The sequence below is a fragment of the Flavihumibacter rivuli genome, assembly GCF_018595685.2.
Classification (GTDB): domain Bacteria; phylum Bacteroidota; class Bacteroidia; order Chitinophagales; family Chitinophagaceae; genus Flavihumibacter; species Flavihumibacter rivuli.
Genome location: NZ_CP092334.1, coordinates 243328 through 264137, shown reverse-complemented (window position 1 = coordinate 264137; position 20810 = coordinate 243328). Strand labels below are relative to the sequence as shown.

At 48.8% G+C, this 20810-nt stretch carries 16 protein-coding genes; 3 read left to right on the top strand and 13 right to left on the bottom strand.

The annotated features are described in order from the left end of the window. Positions 1-4: 4 nt before the first annotated feature. From KJS94_RS01100 to KJS94_RS01065, 8 genes are all read right to left on the bottom strand, one after another. Positions 5-3148 carry a SusC/RagA family TonB-linked outer membrane protein gene (locus KJS94_RS01100; protein WP_214446915.1) on the bottom strand — a complete coding sequence of 1048 codons (3144 nt, stop codon included), beginning with the start codon at positions 3146-3148 and terminating at the stop codon, positions 5-7. Positions 3149-3525: 377 nt separating this feature from the next. Further along, positions 3526-4173: a hypothetical protein gene (locus KJS94_RS01095; RefSeq protein WP_214446914.1), complete on the bottom strand. Its 648-nt coding sequence runs from the start codon at positions 4171-4173 to the stop codon at positions 3526-3528. 292 nt (positions 4174-4465) lie between these two features. Beyond that, positions 4466-6532 carry an alpha-ketoacid dehydrogenase subunit alpha/beta gene (locus KJS94_RS01090; RefSeq protein WP_214446913.1) on the bottom strand — a complete coding sequence of 689 codons (2067 nt, stop codon included), beginning with the start codon at positions 6530-6532 and terminating at the stop codon, positions 4466-4468. 119 nt (positions 6533-6651) lie between these two features. Continuing rightward, positions 6652-7263 carry a fumarylacetoacetate hydrolase family protein gene (locus tag KJS94_RS01085; RefSeq protein WP_214446912.1) on the bottom strand — a complete coding sequence of 204 codons (612 nt, stop codon included), beginning with the start codon at positions 7261-7263 and terminating at the stop codon, positions 6652-6654. A gap of 134 nt (positions 7264-7397) precedes the next feature. Next, positions 7398-7976, bottom strand: coding sequence for an aminoacyl-tRNA hydrolase (gene pth / locus KJS94_RS01080; RefSeq protein WP_214446911.1), 579 nt, complete (start codon positions 7974-7976; stop codon positions 7398-7400). 95 nt (positions 7977-8071) lie between these two features. Further along, the gene (locus KJS94_RS01075) at positions 8072-8656 is read right to left on the bottom strand and encodes a 50S ribosomal protein L25 (RefSeq protein ID WP_214446910.1); all 585 of its coding nucleotides are present in this window, start codon (positions 8654-8656) and stop codon (positions 8072-8074) included. Positions 8657-8677: 21 nt separating this feature from the next. Beyond that, on the bottom strand, positions 8678-9628 hold the full coding sequence (locus KJS94_RS01070) for a ribose-phosphate pyrophosphokinase (RefSeq protein WP_214446909.1): 951 nt from the start codon (positions 9626-9628) through the stop codon (positions 8678-8680). 112 nt (positions 9629-9740) lie between these two features. Next, positions 9741-9944: a hypothetical protein gene (locus tag KJS94_RS01065; protein WP_214446908.1), complete on the bottom strand. Its 204-nt coding sequence runs from the start codon at positions 9942-9944 to the stop codon at positions 9741-9743. A 120-nt stretch (positions 9945-10064) separates the two neighbouring features. Here KJS94_RS01065 and radC point away from each other — a divergent pair, with 120 nt between their 5' ends. Further along, complete coding sequence (gene radC, locus KJS94_RS01060) at positions 10065-10757, top strand: RadC family protein (protein ID WP_214446907.1); 693 nt, start codon at positions 10065-10067, stop codon at positions 10755-10757. Positions 10758-10857: 100 nt separating this feature from the next. Here the strand turns inward: radC and KJS94_RS01055 are convergent, their stop codons facing one another. The 5 genes from KJS94_RS01055 to KJS94_RS01035 form a co-directional block, all read right to left on the bottom strand. Next, on the bottom strand, positions 10858-11163 hold the full coding sequence (locus tag KJS94_RS01055) for a DUF3467 domain-containing protein (RefSeq protein WP_214446906.1): 306 nt from the start codon (positions 11161-11163) through the stop codon (positions 10858-10860). Positions 11164-11224: 61 nt separating this feature from the next. Then, positions 11225-13291, bottom strand: a complete 2067-nt coding sequence (locus tag KJS94_RS01050) for a ComEA family DNA-binding protein (protein ID WP_214446905.1) — start codon at positions 13289-13291, stop codon at positions 11225-11227. After that, complete coding sequence (locus tag KJS94_RS01045) at positions 13288-14109, bottom strand: hypothetical protein (RefSeq protein WP_214446904.1); 822 nt, start codon at positions 14107-14109, stop codon at positions 13288-13290. Before KJS94_RS01045 ends, KJS94_RS01050 begins: the two co-directional genes overlap by 4 nt. A gap of 109 nt (positions 14110-14218) precedes the next feature. After that, positions 14219-15649 carry a SusD/RagB family nutrient-binding outer membrane lipoprotein gene (locus tag KJS94_RS01040; protein WP_214446903.1) on the bottom strand — a complete coding sequence of 477 codons (1431 nt, stop codon included), beginning with the start codon at positions 15647-15649 and terminating at the stop codon, positions 14219-14221. 11 nt (positions 15650-15660) lie between these two features. Next, positions 15661-18873, bottom strand: a complete 3213-nt coding sequence (locus KJS94_RS01035; RefSeq protein WP_214446902.1) for a SusC/RagA family TonB-linked outer membrane protein — start codon at positions 18871-18873, stop codon at positions 15661-15663. A gap of 391 nt (positions 18874-19264) precedes the next feature. Between KJS94_RS01035 and folD the strand changes: the two genes are divergently transcribed. Beyond that, the gene (gene folD, locus KJS94_RS01030; RefSeq protein WP_214446901.1) at positions 19265-20140 is read left to right on the top strand and encodes a bifunctional methylenetetrahydrofolate dehydrogenase/methenyltetrahydrofolate cyclohydrolase FolD; all 876 of its coding nucleotides are present in this window, start codon (positions 19265-19267) and stop codon (positions 20138-20140) included. 28 nt (positions 20141-20168) lie between these two features. Beyond that, positions 20169-20795 (top strand): 7-carboxy-7-deazaguanine synthase QueE, encoded by a 627-nt coding sequence (locus tag KJS94_RS01025; protein ID WP_239804241.1) that lies wholly within the window; start codon positions 20169-20171, stop codon positions 20793-20795. Positions 20796-20810: the final 15 nt, after the last annotated feature.

Genomic DNA, 20810 nt, shown 5'->3' with positions numbered 1-20810 from the left:
TCAATTAGAAAATCACTTTAACATTCGCACCATAGCTGCGGATAGAAGGAATGGTACCATATTCAAAACCCTGTACGTTACCTGTACCAAATGAGCTGGATTCAGGGTCAACATAGGTATTCTCGGAAGGTGTCCACAGGAACAGGTTCCTTCCGCTCAAGCCGACCATGATACCATTGATGGGCCATGACTGGATCCAGGTCTTCGGCACACGGTAGCTCAGGCTAACCTCACGAAGCTTGATGAAGCTGGCATCGATCAGGTGATCGATCTCATTATCTGCTACGTAGTTGGTCCAGTAATCCTGCGCATTAGCCACCGGGGTGGTATTGGGCACATACTTACCATCAGCAGTTTGCACCACACTATTCGGGATCACGAAACGCTCCCTGTTGTTATACAAGGTGCGGGGATCTGTTCCCACAAAGGTTTGGAGACTCCTTGTCCTTGAATACAGCATACCACCTTTCCTGGCATCGATCAGGAAAGAGAAGGTGAAACCTTTATAAGAGAAAGAGTTGGTAAGGCTTGCAAGGAAATCCGGCTGGATATTGCCATGGCTCTTGGCAACAGGATCAGTCAGGGGGTAGCCGGTATTGGGATCAACCACTACCCTTCCTTCCGGATCACGAAGGAAGTCAGCACCAAAGAAGGAACCATAGGCTTCGCCAACCCTGGCCACCAGCGTTGCTCCGGTAAAGCCACCAAGGCTGATCTGCTCAACGCCATCAAACAACTCATTCACCCTGTTCTTGTTCTTGGTGAAAGTACCGGTCACTTCCCAGGTGAAATTCCTGCTGCGTACAGGCTGCGCCCTAACCAGCAATTCAATTCCTTTATTGGTGATAGAACCGGCATTCAGGGTCTGGCTGGTAAAGCCGGAACTTGCTGCAATGGGAACGGTAAGGATCTGGTCGCGGCTCTCATTGGAATAATAAGTCGCTTCAATACCTAACCTGTCGTTGAAGAAGCCCAGGTCAAGACCCACTTCAAAGGAGGTGGTGATCTCAGGCTTCAGGTTGGGATTACCGATCACGTTACCCTGCGTATAACCGGGAACACCGTTCAGGGGGAAATTCAATTGTGAGTCGCGGAAGCCATCAGAAATAGTTCCGGTCACAAATACTGATTGCAATTGATACGGCGGCGCATCATTACCCACCTGTGCAATGCTCGACCTCAACTTACCATAGGAAATGAAGGAAGGCATATCAAACAATTCGCTAAACACCAATGACGCATTGGCACTGGGATAGAAGAAGCTGTTATTGTTCTTGGGCAAGGTGGAAGACCAGTCATTACGTGCAGTAGCACCCAGGAACAGGAAATTCTTATAGGCAAAGTTCACATCCGCATATACACCATACAGCCTCCTGTTGATGATCTGGTTGGAAGTGGTGGGCCTGTTCTTGGAGTTGGAAAGGTTATATACACCAGGAATGATCAACCCATTGGCGGTGCTTACCTGTGAACTGAAATCGCGCTGGCGGATATTATGACCTACCAATGCCGACATGGTCCAGTTCTCACCCAGCTTACGCTTGGCCGTTACCATCAGGTCAGAAGTCAGCTCCCTGATATCAATGGTGGTCTCTTCGTATTTACCATCATAACGACTATCATAGTTCTGGTTATTGGGATCAGTGATCACGCGCTTGGAAACGATCTGCCTGCGTTTATCAGCAGAGAAATCAGTACCGATACGGTAGTTGATATCCAGCCATTTCACCGGCTTGTAACCGATCTGCACATTGGCGATCAGTCGGTCTACATTGGTCTTGTAGGAATCTTCACCCAGCAGGTACCATGGGTTTACCGTGTAGGCACCATAATAACCATAAAGGTCATTGAACTTATTGCGGTAATCCTTCAGTTCCAGCAGGGAGATATCACGCGGTGTTTGCAAAACCTGGTCGTAAGGGGAAGAACCCTGTCCCTGAACGGAGAGGTCACCTACTGAACGGATATAGTTCACACTGGCGTTGCTGTAGAAATTATTCGCAAATTCAGTGCTACCGCTCAGTTTTACGGAAGTACGCTTGTACTCTGTACCGGGCATCACACCTTTCTGGTCAACATTGTTGAAAGAAACAAAGTAGGTAGACTTCTCGTTGTTCTGGGAGAAGGATACACCATTGGTCCAGGTACGGCCAATATCAAAAAACTCTTTAACGTTATCAGGAATGGCCGCATAAGGTTTCACCCTCATGGAATCACCGATCTGCTGACCCCATGGCCTGGTCACCCCATCAAACTTCGGACCCCAGCTGAAGTTCTCCCTTGAATCCGGCTGCTTCTGGCCACCCTGGCCATACTCGTTCTGAAAATCAGGAAGGCGCAAGATAGATTCCAAATTGTAGGAGCTGCTCACTACGATCTCGGTCTTCTTTCCGCCCCTGAGTTTACCGGTCTTGGTAGTAATAATAAGCGCTCCATTGGACGCACGGCTACCATACAATGCGGCAGCAGCAGGGCCTTTCAGCACGGTCACCGATTCAATATCATCGGGGTTGATATCGTTACCCCTGTTACCCGCATCCACCTGGTTGTTCAGGTTATCACCGGCGTCGATCTGTGAGTTATCAATGGGAATACCATCAACCACGATCAAGGCCTGGTTGTTACCGGTTAATGAAGTACCACCGCGGAAAACGATACGGGTAGAACTACCCACACCACCGGAACTACCGGTGATCTGAACACCCGCAACTTTACCCTGCAAGGAGTTCAGCACACTGCGGTCCTTACCACGGGTAAGTTCATCATTCTTGATGGTAGAAGTAGCATAGCCAAGGCTCCTGGCCTCACGCTTGATCGCATTGGCAGTAACGATTACTTCATTCATCTGGTTGGCATCTTCTTCCAGCAACACATCCAGTTTGGCTGCGTTCAGGTTCTTTGCCTCAAATTTTTTATAACTCACATAAGAAAACACAAGACTGCCATCTGCAGGCACAGAAGGAAGGCTGTATAAGCCACTGGCATCTGTCTGCGTAGCAAGATTGGTTCCCTTAACTGTTACGGTCACACCTGCTAGCGGCGCGCCCGTTTTTGCGTCGGTAACACGACCGCTGATCGTGCGTCCCTGTGCCAACAAATCCGCCACGGCGAATACCATCAGCATCCATAAGCATAGAATTCTCTTCATAATCTTAGATCAGATTTTTCCGCATGAAATTATTGGCTGGCAAAAGCATAGCAGGCTGATATTACAAAGGGAAAAAACCGAACAAGAAAACTTTAAAAATGAAACCCAACTTCAAATCGCCACTTCAAAACGTTGCATCGGGATGTTCAACGGGGATATGATGAGATGAATGGTTGCAGCAAGCTGATCCCTGCAATGCTTTTAGTTAAAGAAACCAAAATCGCAAGATAGCTTTGGCACCATATAATGAAATCCTATATAACGCAATACGGGAGCGACTTTGAGCCGCTCCCGCATTTTTATTTTATCTAGTGGACATATTCCCTACAATGATAAGTGGCGAATATGCTTCCTGAGTGGAAAAGATCCTGATAAGATCAGACCGCAAGTTTAACTTCATGTAAAGGTTTGCGAAGGATCAATTGCAACAACAACGCATTCATGTTCTCATTGCGGTAATTATACCTGAACTCACACTCTTTGATGTGGAGATACAAGGTATTCCTGTTGAGGCCGCGGAATTTTAACAACCTGTTCTTGGTCAGACCCCAGAAGCCGGAGATATCATCCATTACCAACCGGCCATTGCTGTTCAGTTGCTGGTCGAAACGATGCAAGCGCCAGTTGGCGATATCCGCAACTGCATGGATCCTTTGCTGCGCCTGGCTCCAATGCTCAGGACCAAGCCTCTGCCATTCCAAAAGCATATCCCTGTTCATCTCTTTTAGCGCAGAGGTATAGATCTGGTTGTTCCAACGCGTGAACCCGAAATAGGTGGAAGGCTGCACCACCATGTTCACATCTTCACTGAAGGACTCCGGCGATCCATAACGGAAGGGATTGTTCTCATCACAATTCTGGGCGATGCTGGTCCTGATCATCTTCAGGTAGGCATTGATGGTAACCCTGCTCACACCTGTGATGTTGGAGATCTGCGTGGCAGTCAGGTCTTCACAAAAGAGGTTAATGATCTCCCTGCATTTGCGTTCAGACAAATGCGCACCTTTTAGCATTCTATTTTTCATCTGGATAGGTTTATGCTTGCTAATAAGGAATATTCTACGAAAATATTCGGAGATAAATTTCCGTTCTTTTACATGCAGGGAAAAGATAATATACACAAACGGCGAAATAAAAAAGGCGAAAGGAATGGAAACAACGGGCTATAAGCCTTCTATGCAAGCATAGCTATACTAGCATGTTTGATGAACTGTAAAACAATTGGCGTGTTCAGTCCGGGTAAAAGCCCGCAAAGGAGCAAAGCACGCCGTACAAATGCGCTAATGCACTACTATACCTGAAAGCCCATTTAACCGATCAATATTCCAAGAGCTGCTTGATACGTAAAGCAACTTTCTCCGGGGTGGGAAGCATGGCATTTTCCAATCCTGTATTCATGGGAACTGCAGGCAGGTTAAGTGCTCCCAATACCTGTACCGGGGCATCCAGCCATTGGAAGCAGTTGCCGGCGATCCGGCCGGCCAGCGCTTCTGCAAATGAATTGTTCTGTTGTTCTTCTGTCAACACCAGGCATTTGCCATGACGCTTCACTTCTTCAAACACCAATTCTTCATCCAGCGGGAACAGGGTCCTGAGGTCAATGATTTCCACCTGCCCGGGGAATAAACGGGAAGCGGCCTTTGCCCAATACACGCCCATGCCATAGGTCACCACCACACAACTATTGCCCATGTTCACCTGCCTGGGATCAGCCACTTGCACAAAACCGGCCCTTCCCAGTGGCAATACGTAATCAGCAGAAGGTTCTACCCTCCTGGCATCTTCAGTTCCGGGTACCTTGCTCCAGTAAAGGCCTTTGTGCTCCAGCATCACTACGGGGTTAGGATCGAGGAAAGCTGCCTTCATCAATCCTTTCATATCGGCTGCGTTGGATGGATATACCACTTTTATTCCCTTGATGGTCAGCAAGGTTGACTCTATACTGCCGCTATGGTAAGGACCTCCGCCGCCATATGCCCCAATGGGCACACGGATCAGGGTTTGTACCGGGAATTTTCCGCAGGACAGGTAGCAGGACTTGGAGATCTCGGTCACCAACTGGTTAAAACCGGGATAGATATAATCGGCAAACTGCACTTCCACGATCGGCTTCACGCCTACTGCACTCATCCCGACTGTGGATCCGATGATATAGGCTTCCTGGATGGCAGTATTGAAGACCCGGTGGTCGCCGAAATGTTCGGCAAGGGTGGCAGCTTCACGGAACACCCCACCCAGCCTGCGACCTACATCCTGGCCATATAATACAGCTTCCGGGTATTGCTCCATGATCTCGCGGATGGCAAACAAAGCGGCATCCACCATTAACACCCTTTCCTTTCCGGCTGGTTGCCGGTCACCCTGTTCCGATTGCACCGGTGTGGGCACAAACACATGTTCTGTCACTAGTGCCGGGTCGGGTTCAGGTGCCGCAACTGCCCGGGCGAAATCATTGGCCACTTCGGCTGCTGCTTCCCTTTCTATTTGCTCCAACACTACCGGGCTAATGCCCATATTGACCAGCTTCGACCTCAACAAGGGACGGGGATCACGTAAGGCATGTTGCTGCAGGTCTTCATCTGTCCTGTAAAACTCGCGCCTTACCCCACTGGTATGGTGACCCAGCAAGGGAACGCTGGCTTGCACCAGGAAGGGCCTTCTTTCCTTCCGGACCTTCCCCACTACTTCCTGCATCAATTGGTAGCTGGCCTCAAAATCACTGCCATCCACCTTTACCGCTTCCAGGCCAGGGAATCCGGCCGCATAGGCACAGGCATCCATGACCCTTGCCTCCTCGGCACTAACGCTGATGCCCCAGCGATTGTCCTGCACCAGGTAGATAATGGGCAACTTCTTTAATATGGCAAACTGAAAGGCTTCACTGACTTCTCCTTCTGTTACACTGGCATCACCCAGCGAACAAACCACTACGGGCATGGCCCCGTCCACCCCTTTCTTCAATAAGGGCGACAGGGTCTGTTCCAGGTACTGCAAGCCCTGGGCAATTCCCGTTGTGGGGATCACCTGCATGCCGGTGGCACTGCTCTGGTGGATGATGGTGGGTTTATCGTTCCCCTTGTAGTTAGGGTGTGAATAGTATTCGCGGCCCCCGGTAAAAATATCGGGGCCTTTGGCGAGTAATTGCAACATCAGTTCGTAAGGACTGAAGCCGAGTCCCAGCAATAGGCTTTCATCACGATAGTAAGGGCTGACATAGTCCTGCGGCTGCAATTGAAAAGCAGCAGCCAGTTGGATAGCCTCATGCCCCCTTGAAGTGGAGTGAACATATTTACAGATACTCCGGTTGCTCTCGTAGGTATCGGCCATGTTTGCCGCCAGGCACATTTTCCTGTAGGCTTTCAACAGCAATTCAGTTCCTTCCATAGTGTTCAATAAGTTGCAAATATAAACGAACAACTGTTAGCAGTAATTTCACGGGTGCCCGAAAAAATAACAGACCGGCCATACCGGTCTGTTATAATCATCAATATTTCTTCTAATTATTATTTGATCTCGAGGTTGAACATGGGCTGGTCCTCCAGGAAGCCCTCCAGTTCATCACCTACCACACATTCACCTACCCCTGCAGGGGTACCGGTAAACACCAGGTCACCGATATTCACGGAGAAGTAATTGGAGATATGGGCCACAATACTGTCGAAATCGTACATCATCAGGGAAGAGTTACCCTTCTGCACCAACTCTTTATTCTTATACAAACTGAAATTGATATCCTTTTTATTCTTGATATCGGTAAAGGGGATCCACTTGCCAATGACAGCAGAGTTGTCCCAGGCCTTCGCCTTTTCCCAGGGCAGGCCTTTCTCCTTTAACTCATTTTGGATATCGCGGGCGGTAAAGTCGATCCCTACGGAAACAGCGTCATAATATTTACTGGCATAACGCTCCTGGATATATTTTCCATTCTTACAGATACGCAGCACCAGTTCGCACTCATAGTGCAATTCATTGGTAAACTCAGGGTAATAGAATGGCGTATGCGACTGTAATAACGCGCTTTTCGGCTTCATGAACACCACAGGTTCATCGGGTACCTCATTTCCCAGTTCTTTGGCATGCGCCACATAGTTACGGCCTATGCAGAATATTTTCATATTCAATAAGGGTTTAATGACTGAAAAATCATTTGAAATAGGGGGACCTGGACAGGTCGGCGGTTCGCATAGGTATTATTGAATAAGTGTAGCTAGGACCTTGGTCTGCGAAAATAACATTTCATTAGCACAAATCATAAATTGAAGGTTAGATTATTGAACTGGTTCATAGCTGTTGCCAAACCGGCCAGCACAAACTGTTCTATCGCCTCCACGCTTTTGTTGGTTTTCTCCATCACCACTCCCTCCTCTTCCTTCTTCCATTTTCCCAATACAAAATCGGCCTGCCTGCCTTTCGGGTAGTCATTGCCGATACCGAAACGTAATTTAGGGTATTCCGTGGTTCCAAGAGCTTCCTGGATACTTTTTAGTCCATTATGGCCGGCATCGCTACCAGACCCCCTGAGCCTCATGCGTTCCAGCGGGAGGGCAAGGTCATCCAGTACCACCAAAATATTCCCAATAGCTATAGACTCCTTATCCCGCCAGTATTTCACGGCCTTTCCGCTCAGGTTCATAAACGTGTTGGGCTTGATGACCACCAGCTGCTTGCCCTTTAGTTTCAGTTCGGCCACATCAGCCAGCCGGTCTGCCCTGAATTGGCCATTGTGCTTTTTCACCAGTGCATCCACCACATCAAAGCCGATATTATGCCGGGTATGCGCGTATTCATCCCCGATATTTCCCAAACCAACGATCAGAAACTTGTTCATAGCCTGAAAATGTTTTGAGTCAGGCCCGGTTTAGGGGCCAGCTATAAAAAAGCCCAGTCCTAAACAGACCGGGCCCCTTTATCGTCAAGGAAAAATTACTTTTTGCCTTTAGCAGCTTCTGCTTCTTCCTGCTTCAACTGACGGGTCATTACGATAGAAGCGATGGGAATACGGGGAGAGTTCAGGATCTCCATGTTTTCAACCTTTACGTCTTCTACACGTACGTTCTCGTTCAGGTCAAGGTTGGTGATGTCCATCTCAATGCTCTCTTTCAAGAACTTGGGCAGGGTCTTCACCTTCAATGCCTTCATCTTTACGATCAGCTTACCACCAGCCTTTACACCGGCAGGAGCTCCTGTCAGGCGCAGGGGCAGGGTAGCGATAACTTTTTTGTCTTCAACCAGTTCCAGCAAGTCTACGTGGTTCAGGCTATCAGATACCTTGTCAAACTGCAGATCCTTCAGGATACACTTGTAAGACTGGCCATCAACCTTTACTTCAGCAACCTGGAATTCTCCAGTGTAAACCAGCGGCTTGAAAGCAGCTGCTGTAGCAGTGAAGCTGATTTCTTTTGCACCCCCGTAAATTACACCTGGCACTTTGCCCTCAGAGCGAAGTTGGCGGGCGGCTTTTTTGCCAAGCTCGGTCCTGAGTTGTCCTTCGATTGTAATTGTTTTCATTGTGTTGTATTTAAAAAAAGTTTACTTGTCCCTTCTTTGCGAGTGAATGAACAGGCTGGTAATGCTCCTGTTCTCAAACGCGTTCCGCAGTGCTACTGCAAAAAGATCCGCCACTGACAACACCTTGATCTTCTCACACTCTTCCCTCAGCGGGATGGTATCACAAACCACCAATTCTTCCAGCACACTGTTACGGATATTGTCATATGCCTTTCCGCTTAAAACCGGGTGCGTACACAGCGCCCTCACACTCCTCGCTCCCTTGTCCAACAACAACCCGGCACTTTTGGCTAGTGTTCCCCCGGTATCGCAGATATCATCAATAAGCACCACATCCCTGTCTGTCACATCACCGATCACCACCATGCTGGCGATCTCATTCGCCCTTTTCCTGTGCTTATCGCAGATCACCATTTCTGCATTAAAGTAGCTGGCGATCTCCCTGATACGATTGGCACTACCCACGTCAGGGGCCGCAAAGGTAAGGTTTTCCAGCTTTAATTGCTCGATATAGGGAATAAATATGGCGGAACTATCCATATGATCCACAGGGATATCAAAGTACCCCTGGATCTGGGCAGCATGTAAGTCCATGGTAATCACCCTGTCAGCACCTGCGGCGGTCAGCATATTGGCAACCAGTTTCGCACCGATGGCCACCCTTGGTTTATCCTTCCTGTCCTGCCTGGCATAGCCATAATAAGGGATCACCGCGATGACCTTATAGGCGGAGGCCCTGCGGGCGGCATCGATCATGAGCAACAATTCCATCAGGTTATCGGAAGGTGCGAAAGTGCTTTGCACCAGGAAAACCACGTCCCCCCTGATACTTTCCATGAAAACCGGCTGGATTTCTCCGTCGCTGAACTTCTGGATCTTGATCTGGCCAAGGGTGGTGCCGAAGCTGGTGGCAATTTTTTCTGCCAGGTATTGGGAGCCAGTACCCGAGAAGATTTTTGCAGTAGACGCCATAGATGTTGAATTGGTGCGGCGAAGATAAAGATTGGGCGAAAAAGTACCCAGCACCAAAGCCAAAAAAGGTTGCACAATTTGTGCAACCTCAATAATTTACTGGTTTTACGAACTAGCGAACCGATGCCAGTACCTGCGACTGGCCTGAAGTTCTTACTTGTTCAGTTTGGCTCACCCCGGCAGTTTTGGCAGTGCTCACCGCCTTGAAAACGGCGGAGCAGATGAAAATCGAAAAGAACAAAGCTGCCACGTAAATACCTACGCAAAAGAGCATAGACTGCACCCCACCGAGGTTGCTGAATGTTCTGGCATTCATGGATATTGATTTTAGGTTTTCAATGGACAGAATCAACTTCAGTACACAAGTTTCATGCCTGTGTTAATTCTGGGTGAAAAGACCGTTTTACAGGTCTAAATTATTGACTAATCTTATGCCATGCAAGCGCGGAAACACTCAATTAAATCATGGGCAAAAGCCGACAGGCCCCGCGAAAAACTACTTAGTAAAAGTCCGATAGCCCTGACTGATTCAGAGTTATTGGCCATACTGATCAATGTAGGCAACAGGGAACAATCGGCCCTCGACCTGGCCAAATCGGTCCTATCGGCCGGCCGGAACAACCTGCAGGAACTGGGGAAACTTTCTGTTTATGACCTGATGAAAATCAAGGGGATAGGTGAAACCAAGGCCATTACAATTGTGGCTGCGCTGGAACTGGGTCGCCGTAGGCAAGCCGCCCAGGCCCTGACACACCCCGTTATCTCCTGTAGCCGGGATGTGGCCAACTACCTCCAAAGCCTTTACCAGGACCATCGCCATGAAGTATTCGTGGTCCTTTTCCTGAACAGGGCCAATAAGATCAGGCATGCAGAAGTGATCAGTTCAGGTGGGCTGACCGGCACTGTGGCCGACCCCCGCATCATCATGCGCAAGGCCATTGAACAGGAAGCGGTCGCCCTGATCCTCAGCCACAACCACCCTTCCGGCAACCTAAAGCCCAGTAAGGCCGATGAAGAACTAACCTATAAGATAAAAGAAGCGGCCAGGCTACTGGACATCCGCGTGATGGACCATATCATTGTCAGCAATGAAGGATACTTCAGTTTTGCTGATGAGGGGTTACTCTGAAAAGGAGGGAATACCAAAATAAAAAGGCACCTAAAACCATAGCCTTTCGTTAGGAGTGAAAACCTTAAGCTATGTTCCAGGCGCCTTGGGAATAAACTGATCAGGCTTGTGCGGCTGGACCACCAAAATTCATCGGCAACTGGATCTCCTCCAGGTCCTTGATTTCACCGTTCACATCTTCAAACCTGCTGATATTTTCGGTAAGGGCTTTCATGAATCGCTTGGCATGCTGGGGAGTAAGAATGATCCTAGACTTCACCCTGCTCTTGGGCGTACCCGGCATCACATTTACAAAATCAATCACAAATTCCGCATGGGAATGCGTGATGATGGCAAGGTTAGCATATTCACCTTCTGCAACTTCTTCCGAAATTTCAATATTCAACTGGTTGTTGGCATTTTCCATGTTCAATACTTTTCAGCTGTAAAGCTAATAATAAAGACTTGTACCATCATATTAATCCTGGTCACCAGGCTACCATCAACTGGAACTTTATCTCTGACCTAACCGGACCATTTACCTCATCCCAGCCTGAACCAATGGTTTCGCGGTCGGCATAGATGGTGGAAGACCAGCGCAACCACCATTTCAATGAAAGACCATTCCATTTATCCTGCTTCCACTTGCCACCAAGCTGAAGGTAATACCGCCAACCACGGTCATACATCGCCGGTATCGAAAAAGCATATTGCACATCCCTTTCGTAAGCATAGATCCTGCTGGCATATCCATCCGTACCAAAATATTGAAACCTTGCAGAAAGGTTCAACCCGGTCCTGTTCCAATCGTAACGACCATCAGCAAACACCGAATAACCCTGCTCACCTTCCAGCCCTTTCTGCACTTTCACCCATTCTAGCCTGAGGTCCGTCACCAATAGCCTGCCCCACTTCCATTCCGCATGCAAGCGAAGATTACGGAACTTACTGTCAATCAAATACCGCAACCGACCATCCTCACTATTCTCTTCCTTCTCCCCTTGCCGGTACCGCAAATACACCACCCCTTTCTTACGTTTGGTCCATTGTACCAATAGCTGCTGCTCAGATCCCCGGGATGGCGCATCAGCCCTGAACCTTAACCAGGGAAACCTGAACTGGTCTGCGAAGGCTTCCACTGCAAGGGATGGCAAGGGCTGCATCCTGAGCCCGGTAAAGAATCCCTTCTCATTTTGGACCGTAGAGCTCTCAGTAAAGGCATTGCCATAGCGGGAAAAATAGGAAGGGGCAACATCCCTTACTAATAAGGACAATTCAACTTTTGGATGCAATCCCAGCAGCAAGCCCTGCATCCACGCACTCCCCTTCAACGACCGCGCATACTCACCAAAAAGGAAAAGATTGCGAATGGAATAACTGTAATGCATACCTGCATTCATGGATCCCTGCCCACGGAATGCATACAGCTGGTAAGGGGCATTACCTGGTACAGCAGGCAGGCTATAATGGGAATACACCCCTGCCAGTCCAACCTTTAACCTGGCACTGCCCCTGTCAATGGATACAGCCGCCTGATTCTCCCTGACTGATCCCTTATCCGCAAGTTCAGCAATAGTCCGGTGGTATCCAGACTCATTGATGGAACTGAAGCCAACCATCCTGCCATCCTCCTCCACCAGGTTGGCCGTTAACTTCCTTGATGACACCCATATATTACTCGCCCACTTCCCCTTTTGCAGTTGCACCGCGACGCCCCTGTTGAAATTATACTCCCCGGCTGATCGATAAGGCCTGACGCCCGATGCATTCCGGAAAATACCCATCACGCCCCCGGCCTTTCCCATGGCCAATCCCTGCCAATGCACAAGCCCCTGGCCGATGCTGACGGTATAATCGCCTATGACCAGGGATCGAACCACACCCCTACCCTTCAACAAAAGGTAGAAGCCAGTCCTGTCCGGCAACCCTTTCCATAAATAAGGTTCACCCGCATCCTTTTCCGCCAATAATCCCCATTGCAGGGACTGACCCGATTGGCCATGGTAACGAAAGAAGAGTTTCGAAGGCCCGCCCAGGTATACCCTCCTGCCATTCTCATCGCCCAAAAAACCCTTTCCCTTCTGCAGGAATTGCTGCACCCTGAACAAGATTTGCTGGCTGACCGCCCTATCCAGCCTGAGGTCCGCAAATAACAATTCCCTGGTCTCAAAATGGATATAGGGCCTGACCTGCCGGATCGTCGTTTCATCCCATCCGGGCACGGCTTGCAGCATATAAATATGCTTTATCCTTCCAAATGTTTTCCTGAAAAGAATCAATGCCTGTATTTGCTTCAAGGTCAAAAAAGGGAACACAGCCAGTTCTGAAGCAGTGGCCTCGTTGATGGAAAGCCTGTCCTTCAGTAAAGCTTCCCTGTCCAGTAGCCAGCCATCATCCTCATTCTCCTGGCCCGACCTTTCTGCCATCTGCTCCAGGTGCTGGTCAGGATATGCCTGCTGCTGCTGCGCAAATAAGCCGGCACCAAACAGCACTATCGTCAACATACAACCGAAGGCCTTCCAACCTTCCTTCCATTCCATCCATTTCCTATTCATGACTTGCGGGCTTTAGTCCAATCGAATACCAATCCTATCCCGGGCTCAAATCCCAGGACCGGGTACCAATTCAGTGTAACACGGGTCCCGAAACCCTTCTTTTTCCAGCCGGTTTCTATGCCTGATTTCCTGGGATTGGATTGCCATGAAAAAGCCAACAGGAACCGCTGTTCCAACCGGTACTGCAAGGACACCGCAACATTGACGGGCATGTCATTTCCTATGCCAATGAATACATCGGAATAAAGATCGCCTGACCACTCCTTACCGGCATTGAGCGCCATGAGCCAACCATTTACCCGGTCAACAGGACCAGCGGCAGCGCGGTAATGGGCCATTGCCCCTATGGAAACATTGTCTAAGCGCCTGGAAAGTCCGGCCATGGCCAGCCAATTCAACGCTCCCTGGTAGCCGGGAGCAGAAACCATCCCACCCTTTATCCCCACCCCTATTTGCCAATTCGGGGAAAGGGCAATTCCATAAGCAAGCACAGGATCGATCTCTTTCAATTGGTGGTTCCCCCAACTGGACACACCAAGGGCGATTCCCTGCCTATCCCCCAACAGGAAAGAAGCACCTACCCGGGTAAAAGAAAGTCCGGCAAGACCAAATGGTCTGCTGCCATAAGCAGCCAGGGAAGAGGTTCGGAAAGAAGCGACCACAGAAGGATCAGTAAAACAGGCAAAAGGGGAGAGAAACTCACGGCTCCTTAACCCGGCAGCGGGATGCAGTTCCTTTAAATAGTTGAAGTCCTGCTGGGCACCAAGTCCCAGGGACAACAATAGCATTACCAAAACAACACCGATCCCTTTCATCACACCTGCAAACTGCACTATTCCAGGTGTAAATAAAAAGGTATTAAAACGGTATTTAAACAAAAAAGTGCACCGCAATGGTGCACCTTTTATTAGTAGGGAAATGATCCGTTTAGAACTTATCCCAGAACAGCTTGGTGGTAACCTTATCACCGCCAATCTTGGATGCAGCAGCATCGTAATTGGCCTTGTTAAGGTTCTGTTCGTTGAATGGATAGGTATAACGAACAGGAATGTCAGAAAGTGCATTCTCAGGCTTTACCAGCACTGGGTAATCCAACCTTCTCCATTCGATCCAGGCATCAAAGCTACGGTTGTACAATGCGATCCACTTCTGGAAGCCGATCTTCTGCTTATAGTTACCAGTTGCGGTAGCATAAGCGACCTTAGGATTGGCCAGGTAAGCAGTGATCTGTGCTGTTGGCACACCCCATGCTTCCATAGAAGCGGTGATAGCCTTATTGTAGTGATCAGCAGCTGTACCACCTACAGCGAAATTGCGCTCTACAGCTTCAGCCAGCAGGAACTCCACTTCCTCATACCCAAGCAGGATATGGGCATAAGAGGGGTCCGTTATAGCTTCAGCTGGCTTGGAATAGGTAGCATAGTTGTTGGATGCGCCATACTTTCCACCGGTATATCCGCCATTGGCATCTTCTGTGAAAAAGTAAGGGATGCGTGGATCAGCAACAGTCTTCATTGCATCAACAATAGTGTTGGCAGCAACAAAGTCCTTACGACCGCTCTGCACCAGGTTAACCCAAATAGGATTGGTGTTTGGCGGAGCAGCCAGGTACTGCAATAACGCATTGTCGTCATTGGAAGTAAATACACCAGAAGCTACTGCAGACTCTACAGCTGCCTTGGCGGTTGTTGCATCAGCATCAGCCAGCAACATTCCCAATTTCAACTTGAGGGAGTTAGCGTACTTTTTCCATGCGTCAATATCACCATGATAATAAAGGTCTGCATCAGGGAAGGCTCCGGCCGCTGCATCAAGGGCTGCGATGTCCTGGTTCAACCTGTTGATCAGGTCCTTGGCAATGGTCAGACCATCATCATAGGTAGGCTTCAGGTTATTGTAATCCAAAGCCTGGCTGTATGGGATGTCACCGAAAGTATTCAGCAAAGTTGAATAAGCCTGAACCTGCAAGATATCGTTCAGTGCCAATTGGTTCGCTTTTACTTTAGGATCCAGGAATGCATCAGCCTCAAGCAACCTGTTGGATTCCTTCAGGTCTACCAATACATCACGGTAAATAGTTGTCCAGAAACCCTGCGGAATGTTTCGGGTATTCAGGTCATAGTTACTTTCGTCAGTATAAGTGGTTTCAGTCCAATGCTGGGCGATCAGCCTCCAGATATTGAGGTTTACGCTGGGCGAAGCCATTGCATCGGCGAAATTTTTCTGTGAATTGGAGAAGAGCATCTCAGCAGGAACCTGGCTGGCATTCTTCTGGTCCACATTCATATCACCAAAATCTTTCTTACAGGACGCCAGCATCATCAAGGAAGCGGCCCCTAATATTGTGAGTTTGTTCATTTTCTTCTTGTTTAGAATTTCAGTTTAAGGTTGAAACCAATGTTGCGTGTGGTCGGATAAGCACCACCCTGGTAACCTTGCAGGTTGCCTGAACTCAGGTTCTCTTCAGGATCTGCATAAGGCATGTTCTTGTGGATGATCCAGAGGTTACGGCCGATCAGTGACAGTTCGATGCCCTTGAAAGCAGGAATCCTGCTCATTACACTCCTGGGCAGCGCATAGGTCAGTGACACTTCACGCAGTTTCACGAAACTGGCATCATAAACGAAACTGGCTGCAGGTGAATACCTGTAACCATAAGCGCCATAGTTAACCGCACTTACACGGATATCATTGGGCTTGCCATCTTCCTTAACACCCGGACGGATGATACCACCACCTGCGCTCAGCGGCGCACGCAGCGGGTTACCGAGGTCGTTGAGTCCGGCAGTTTCAGGATAAAGCCCGGTTGCCAGTCCATAATACATATCCAGGGAGAAGATATCACCACCCTGGCGTACATCTATCAGGAATCCAAAGGACAGGTCCTTGTAACGGAAGGTGTTCTGCACACCGCCGATCCAATCAGGATTAGCATTACCAATGATCTCATTAGAAGTAGTGGACAACTTGTAACGGCCATTTGCACCGACAGTTGGTTGACCATTGGTGTATACGAAGTTATTCCCGCGGATAGTACCATAAGGCTGGCCAAGGGCAGCGTTAAGGGAAACCCCACCCTGGAAGGTAGCCAACTGCAGGTTATCGATCTTGTTACCGCTTTCATCGGTATACAGTTCCTTAACCAGGTTGCGGTTCCTTGTCCAGTTAACATTGATATTCCAGCTGAAATCCTTGGTCTTCACAGGTACTGCGAACAAAGACACTTCCCAACCCTGGTTCTGCACATCACCGGCATTGATGTAACGACGGGTATAACCAGTTGAGCTGGAAATAGCGATCGGAAGGATCTGGTTGATGGTATTGGTCCTGTAGTAGCTCACGTCAAAGCCTAAACGACTGTTCAGGAATGCCATTTCCAGACCGATCTCCTTGCTCTTGGTACGCTCTGGTTTCAGTGAACCGTTGTTCTTGGTACCAGGCAGTGAGAACAATGGGGATGTACCAAATGGAGCTGGCTTATCATAAGTATCGTAGAGGCTCAACGGGGGAGCATCGTTACCTACTTCAGCGTAGTTGGCACGGAACTTACCATAGCTCAACCAGCTGGGCTGCCACATCTTGGAGAATACCCAACCCAATGAAACAGAAGGATAGTAATAGGTATTGTTGTCTTCAGGCAGTGTAGAAGAAACATCCCTGCGGATAGCACCTTCCAGGAACAGCATGTCGCGGTAACCAAGGCTGGCGTTAGCGAACAGACCATCCACTTCCACCTCCCTTAATGACTCAGTAGGTGCATTGATGGGGTTCAGGGAGTTGGACAAGGCATAGAACCTTGGAACAACCAGACCGCCATTGGTTGAAGCATAGATAGACTCAGACTTGGTCTTGCGGATATTACCCCCCACCAGTCCTTTCAGGGTCAGGTCGTTGGTGATGTCCTTATTGAAGTTCAGCATCAGGTCATAGTTGAATTCCCTGAAGCTCCTGTTGTAACGGCTATACTGGGAAGGATCGACTGAACCTTTGGCAATCCTTTCCTCCTGCAGCTCATCGTAAGCATCAAGAGAGATACGTCCCATCACATCCAACCAGCTGGCGATTTTGTAGTTCAGCATCACATTACCGAAATAGCGGTAACGATTGTCGTTCTGGTAGTTCTCAAAACGGGTCCAGTAAGGGTTATCCCAGTAAATGGGCACGAGGTCGGTAGGATCGGCCCAGTTCCAGGTTACGTTCTTCTTGGTACGCTCGTAGGCAGCCTTCTGCTCGGCCAGGTCTACGTTGATCGGCCACCACTGGCGGAAATTGGTCATCAGGTTCTTGGAATCATAACCAGTACCATAACGGCCACGGCCATCGATCTTGGAGAAATTGATATTCGCGGTAGCGGTCAATTTCGGGGTGATGTTATAAGCGGCACCAAAGTTCACCAGGTCCTTAACCAACTGGCTGTTGGGCAGGATACCCTTTTCAGTGTTCTTGGTATAACCCAGCTTGAACCAACCCCTGTCATTACCACCGTCAACAGTTACGTTAGTGCTGGTAGTAAGGGCATTCTGGAAAATGTAGAATGGATCATTTACTGCACCAACCCAAGGCTTGGCCTTGCCAAAGTTGGGAGAAGTAGGATCGAAAGCATCCCACTGGTAAACCAATTTGTTGGGATCGAAAGGCGCACCATAAGAAGCGTCTTCGCTGGTTGGGGAAACCAGGTCATCAATTCCATCACCGTTGATATCGCGGGAAAGGAAATAGCCTGAATCATCTTCGTAATATTGGCCATAACCCTGGCCATATTCCTTCTGGTACTTGGCGAAAGTGCTGCGGTCAACTGTACCAACGGTCAAACCGCTGTTGACAGTTACACCCAATCCTTTCTTACCCTTCTTGGTAGTGATCATTACCACACCATTGGCAGCCCTTGAACCATAAAGGGCAGTTGCGGCAGCACCCTTCAATACGTTGATGGACTCAATGTCATCAGGGTTGATATCTGCAGCGGCATTACCGTAGTCATAACCACCACGGCCAGTCTGCTGGTTGCCACTGTTGGTGTTGGAGTTATCGAAAGGCACACCGTCAATTACGAAAAGTGCCTGGTTGGTTCCGGTAAGTGATTTGGAACCACGGATCACGATATTGGTAGATCCACCCATAGAGTTGTTACGCTGGATCTGAACACCGGACACCTTACCAGAAAGAGAGTTAACGAAGTTCGCATCCCTGGCGGCAGCGATGGCTTCACCATCTACCTTCTGGGCAGCATAACCCAATTCATTTTTGGAACGCTTCACACCCAGGGCGGTTACTACCACCTCTTTCAGGTTGCTTTGGGGCTGAAGGCTAAGGGAAAGCACAGTTTGGTCACCCAGCTTGATCTCATAGGTCTCATAACTGGCGGCGCTCACCTCAAGGACAGCGCCAGGTTCTGCATCAATTTTGAAGTTTCCGTTTTGATCAGCAGCCACCCCCTTAGTACTACCCTTAACTTTTACAGATGCGAATGGGATCGGGCTCCCCTTCTCATCCCTGACCTGCCCGGTAATGGTCCGGGCCTGTCCATAAGCTAAGGCTCCGGAGAGCAAAAGCGCAAACAGGATTGACGAAGTTTTTCTCATGTTTGTGTGTTTTTAAAAATATGGGGCTGAAATTACCAAGGAATAAAATTGTTAAGATTTTCTTAAGTCAGTATTTGCGGTAACAACCTAAGAATTGATATTACTTTTCAAATATTACAACTATTGGTTATTTCGATAAAGGAGGCAATCCTAGCGATTTTCAATTATATATATTATTTATTTAATTCTTTAAATACTATTAATCAATATAATAATTAACAATCAAACTAACATTCGTTAGCATAAGTAGTTGTAAATCAGTCTCAAGGAAGGTTTTAACATTCCTATAGGCTATTGAATGTCCTTTTATGAAAAAGCGAATTCCTGCGTTATTTACACAACCAGGAGGAATATAAATCAGGTTTCCTTAACGTACCGTAACTTTGCGCCCATGCAAATTTTAGACGGTCTGTTGGTCTCCAGGGCCACAAAGGAAGAACTGAAAATCAAGGTTGCCCAGCTGGTAACGGAAGGCAAAAAAGTCCCTCACCTCGCTGCCATCCTGGTGGGAAACAATGGCGCCAGCGAAACTTATGTAGGCGCAAAGGTCAAGGCCTGTGAAGAGATCGGGTTCAAATCCACCCTTATCCGGCTGGAAGCAGAGATCAGCGAGTTCAAGCTGCTTTCCATCATTGAAGACCTCAATAACGACCTCGATATCGATGGCATCCTGGTTCAGCTACCCCTGCCCAAGCATATCTCTGACGAGAAGGTGATCAATACCATCCACCCTTCCAAGGATGTTGACGGCTTCCACCCCGTTAACGTGGGCAAAATGGTACAGGGGCTGGACACCTTTATCCCGGCTACCCCTTATGGCATCATGCTGATGCTGGAGCACTATAAGATCGACACAAAGGGAAAACATGCTGTTGTCATCGGCAGGAGCAATATCGTTGGCCGCCCCATGAGCATCCTGCTCAGCCAGGCCGCCAACCCAGGCAACTGCACCGTCACCATCACCCACTCCCATACCCATAACCTCGAAGAACTTTGCAGGAATGCCGATATCATTGTGGCTGCATTGGGTAAACCGGAGTTCGTAAAAGCGAATATGGTCAAGGATGGCGCCATCGTCATTGATGTAGGCATCACCCGGGTGGCCGACAGCTCAAAGAAATCCGGCTTTGCCCTCAAAGGCGATGTTGACTTCAAGGAGGTAGCACCCAAATGCTCCTTTATCACCCCGGTACCGGGTGGCGTAGGCCCCATGACCATTGCCGCCCTGATGAAGAATACCTACAAGGCCTGTTTAGATAAGAACTGATTTATTAAATCCAGATAAGATTACCCGTTTGAATACCATCGCTATCCAATCAAACACGACCACCCTGCCGGTGATGGAAGCTTTTTACACCCTACAGGGGGAAGGCTTCCATCAGGGCAAGGCCGCCTATTTCATCCGCCTCGGGGGCTGTGATGTGGGTTGCGTATGGTGCGATGTAAAAGATAGCTGGGATGTCAGTAAACATCCGCAACTTACTATCAATGATATTGTGGAAGAAGCCTGCCAATATCCGGGAAGGCTGGCGGTTATTACCGGTGGGGAACCCCTCATGCATAACCTCGATGCCCTGACCAAGGCACTTCACGAGGCAGGCTTCCAGACCAATATTGAAACATCAGGATCCAGCCCGCTCAGCGGGGAATGGGACTGGATCTGCCTCTCCCCTAAAAAATTCAAGGCGCCCCTGCCAGAGGTCATTACCCATGCACATGAGTTAAAAGTGGTGGTCTTCAACAAATCCGACTTTGCCTGGGCGGAGAAATATGCCGAACTGGTTAACCCCGATTGCAAACTTTACCTGCAACCTGAATGGGAAAAAAGGGATGCCATGCTGCCGCTGATCATTGATTACATCAAAGCCCACCCCCAGTGGGAGCTTAGCATTCAATCCCACAAGTACATCAACGTACCTTAGGCAAGGCTTTAACTT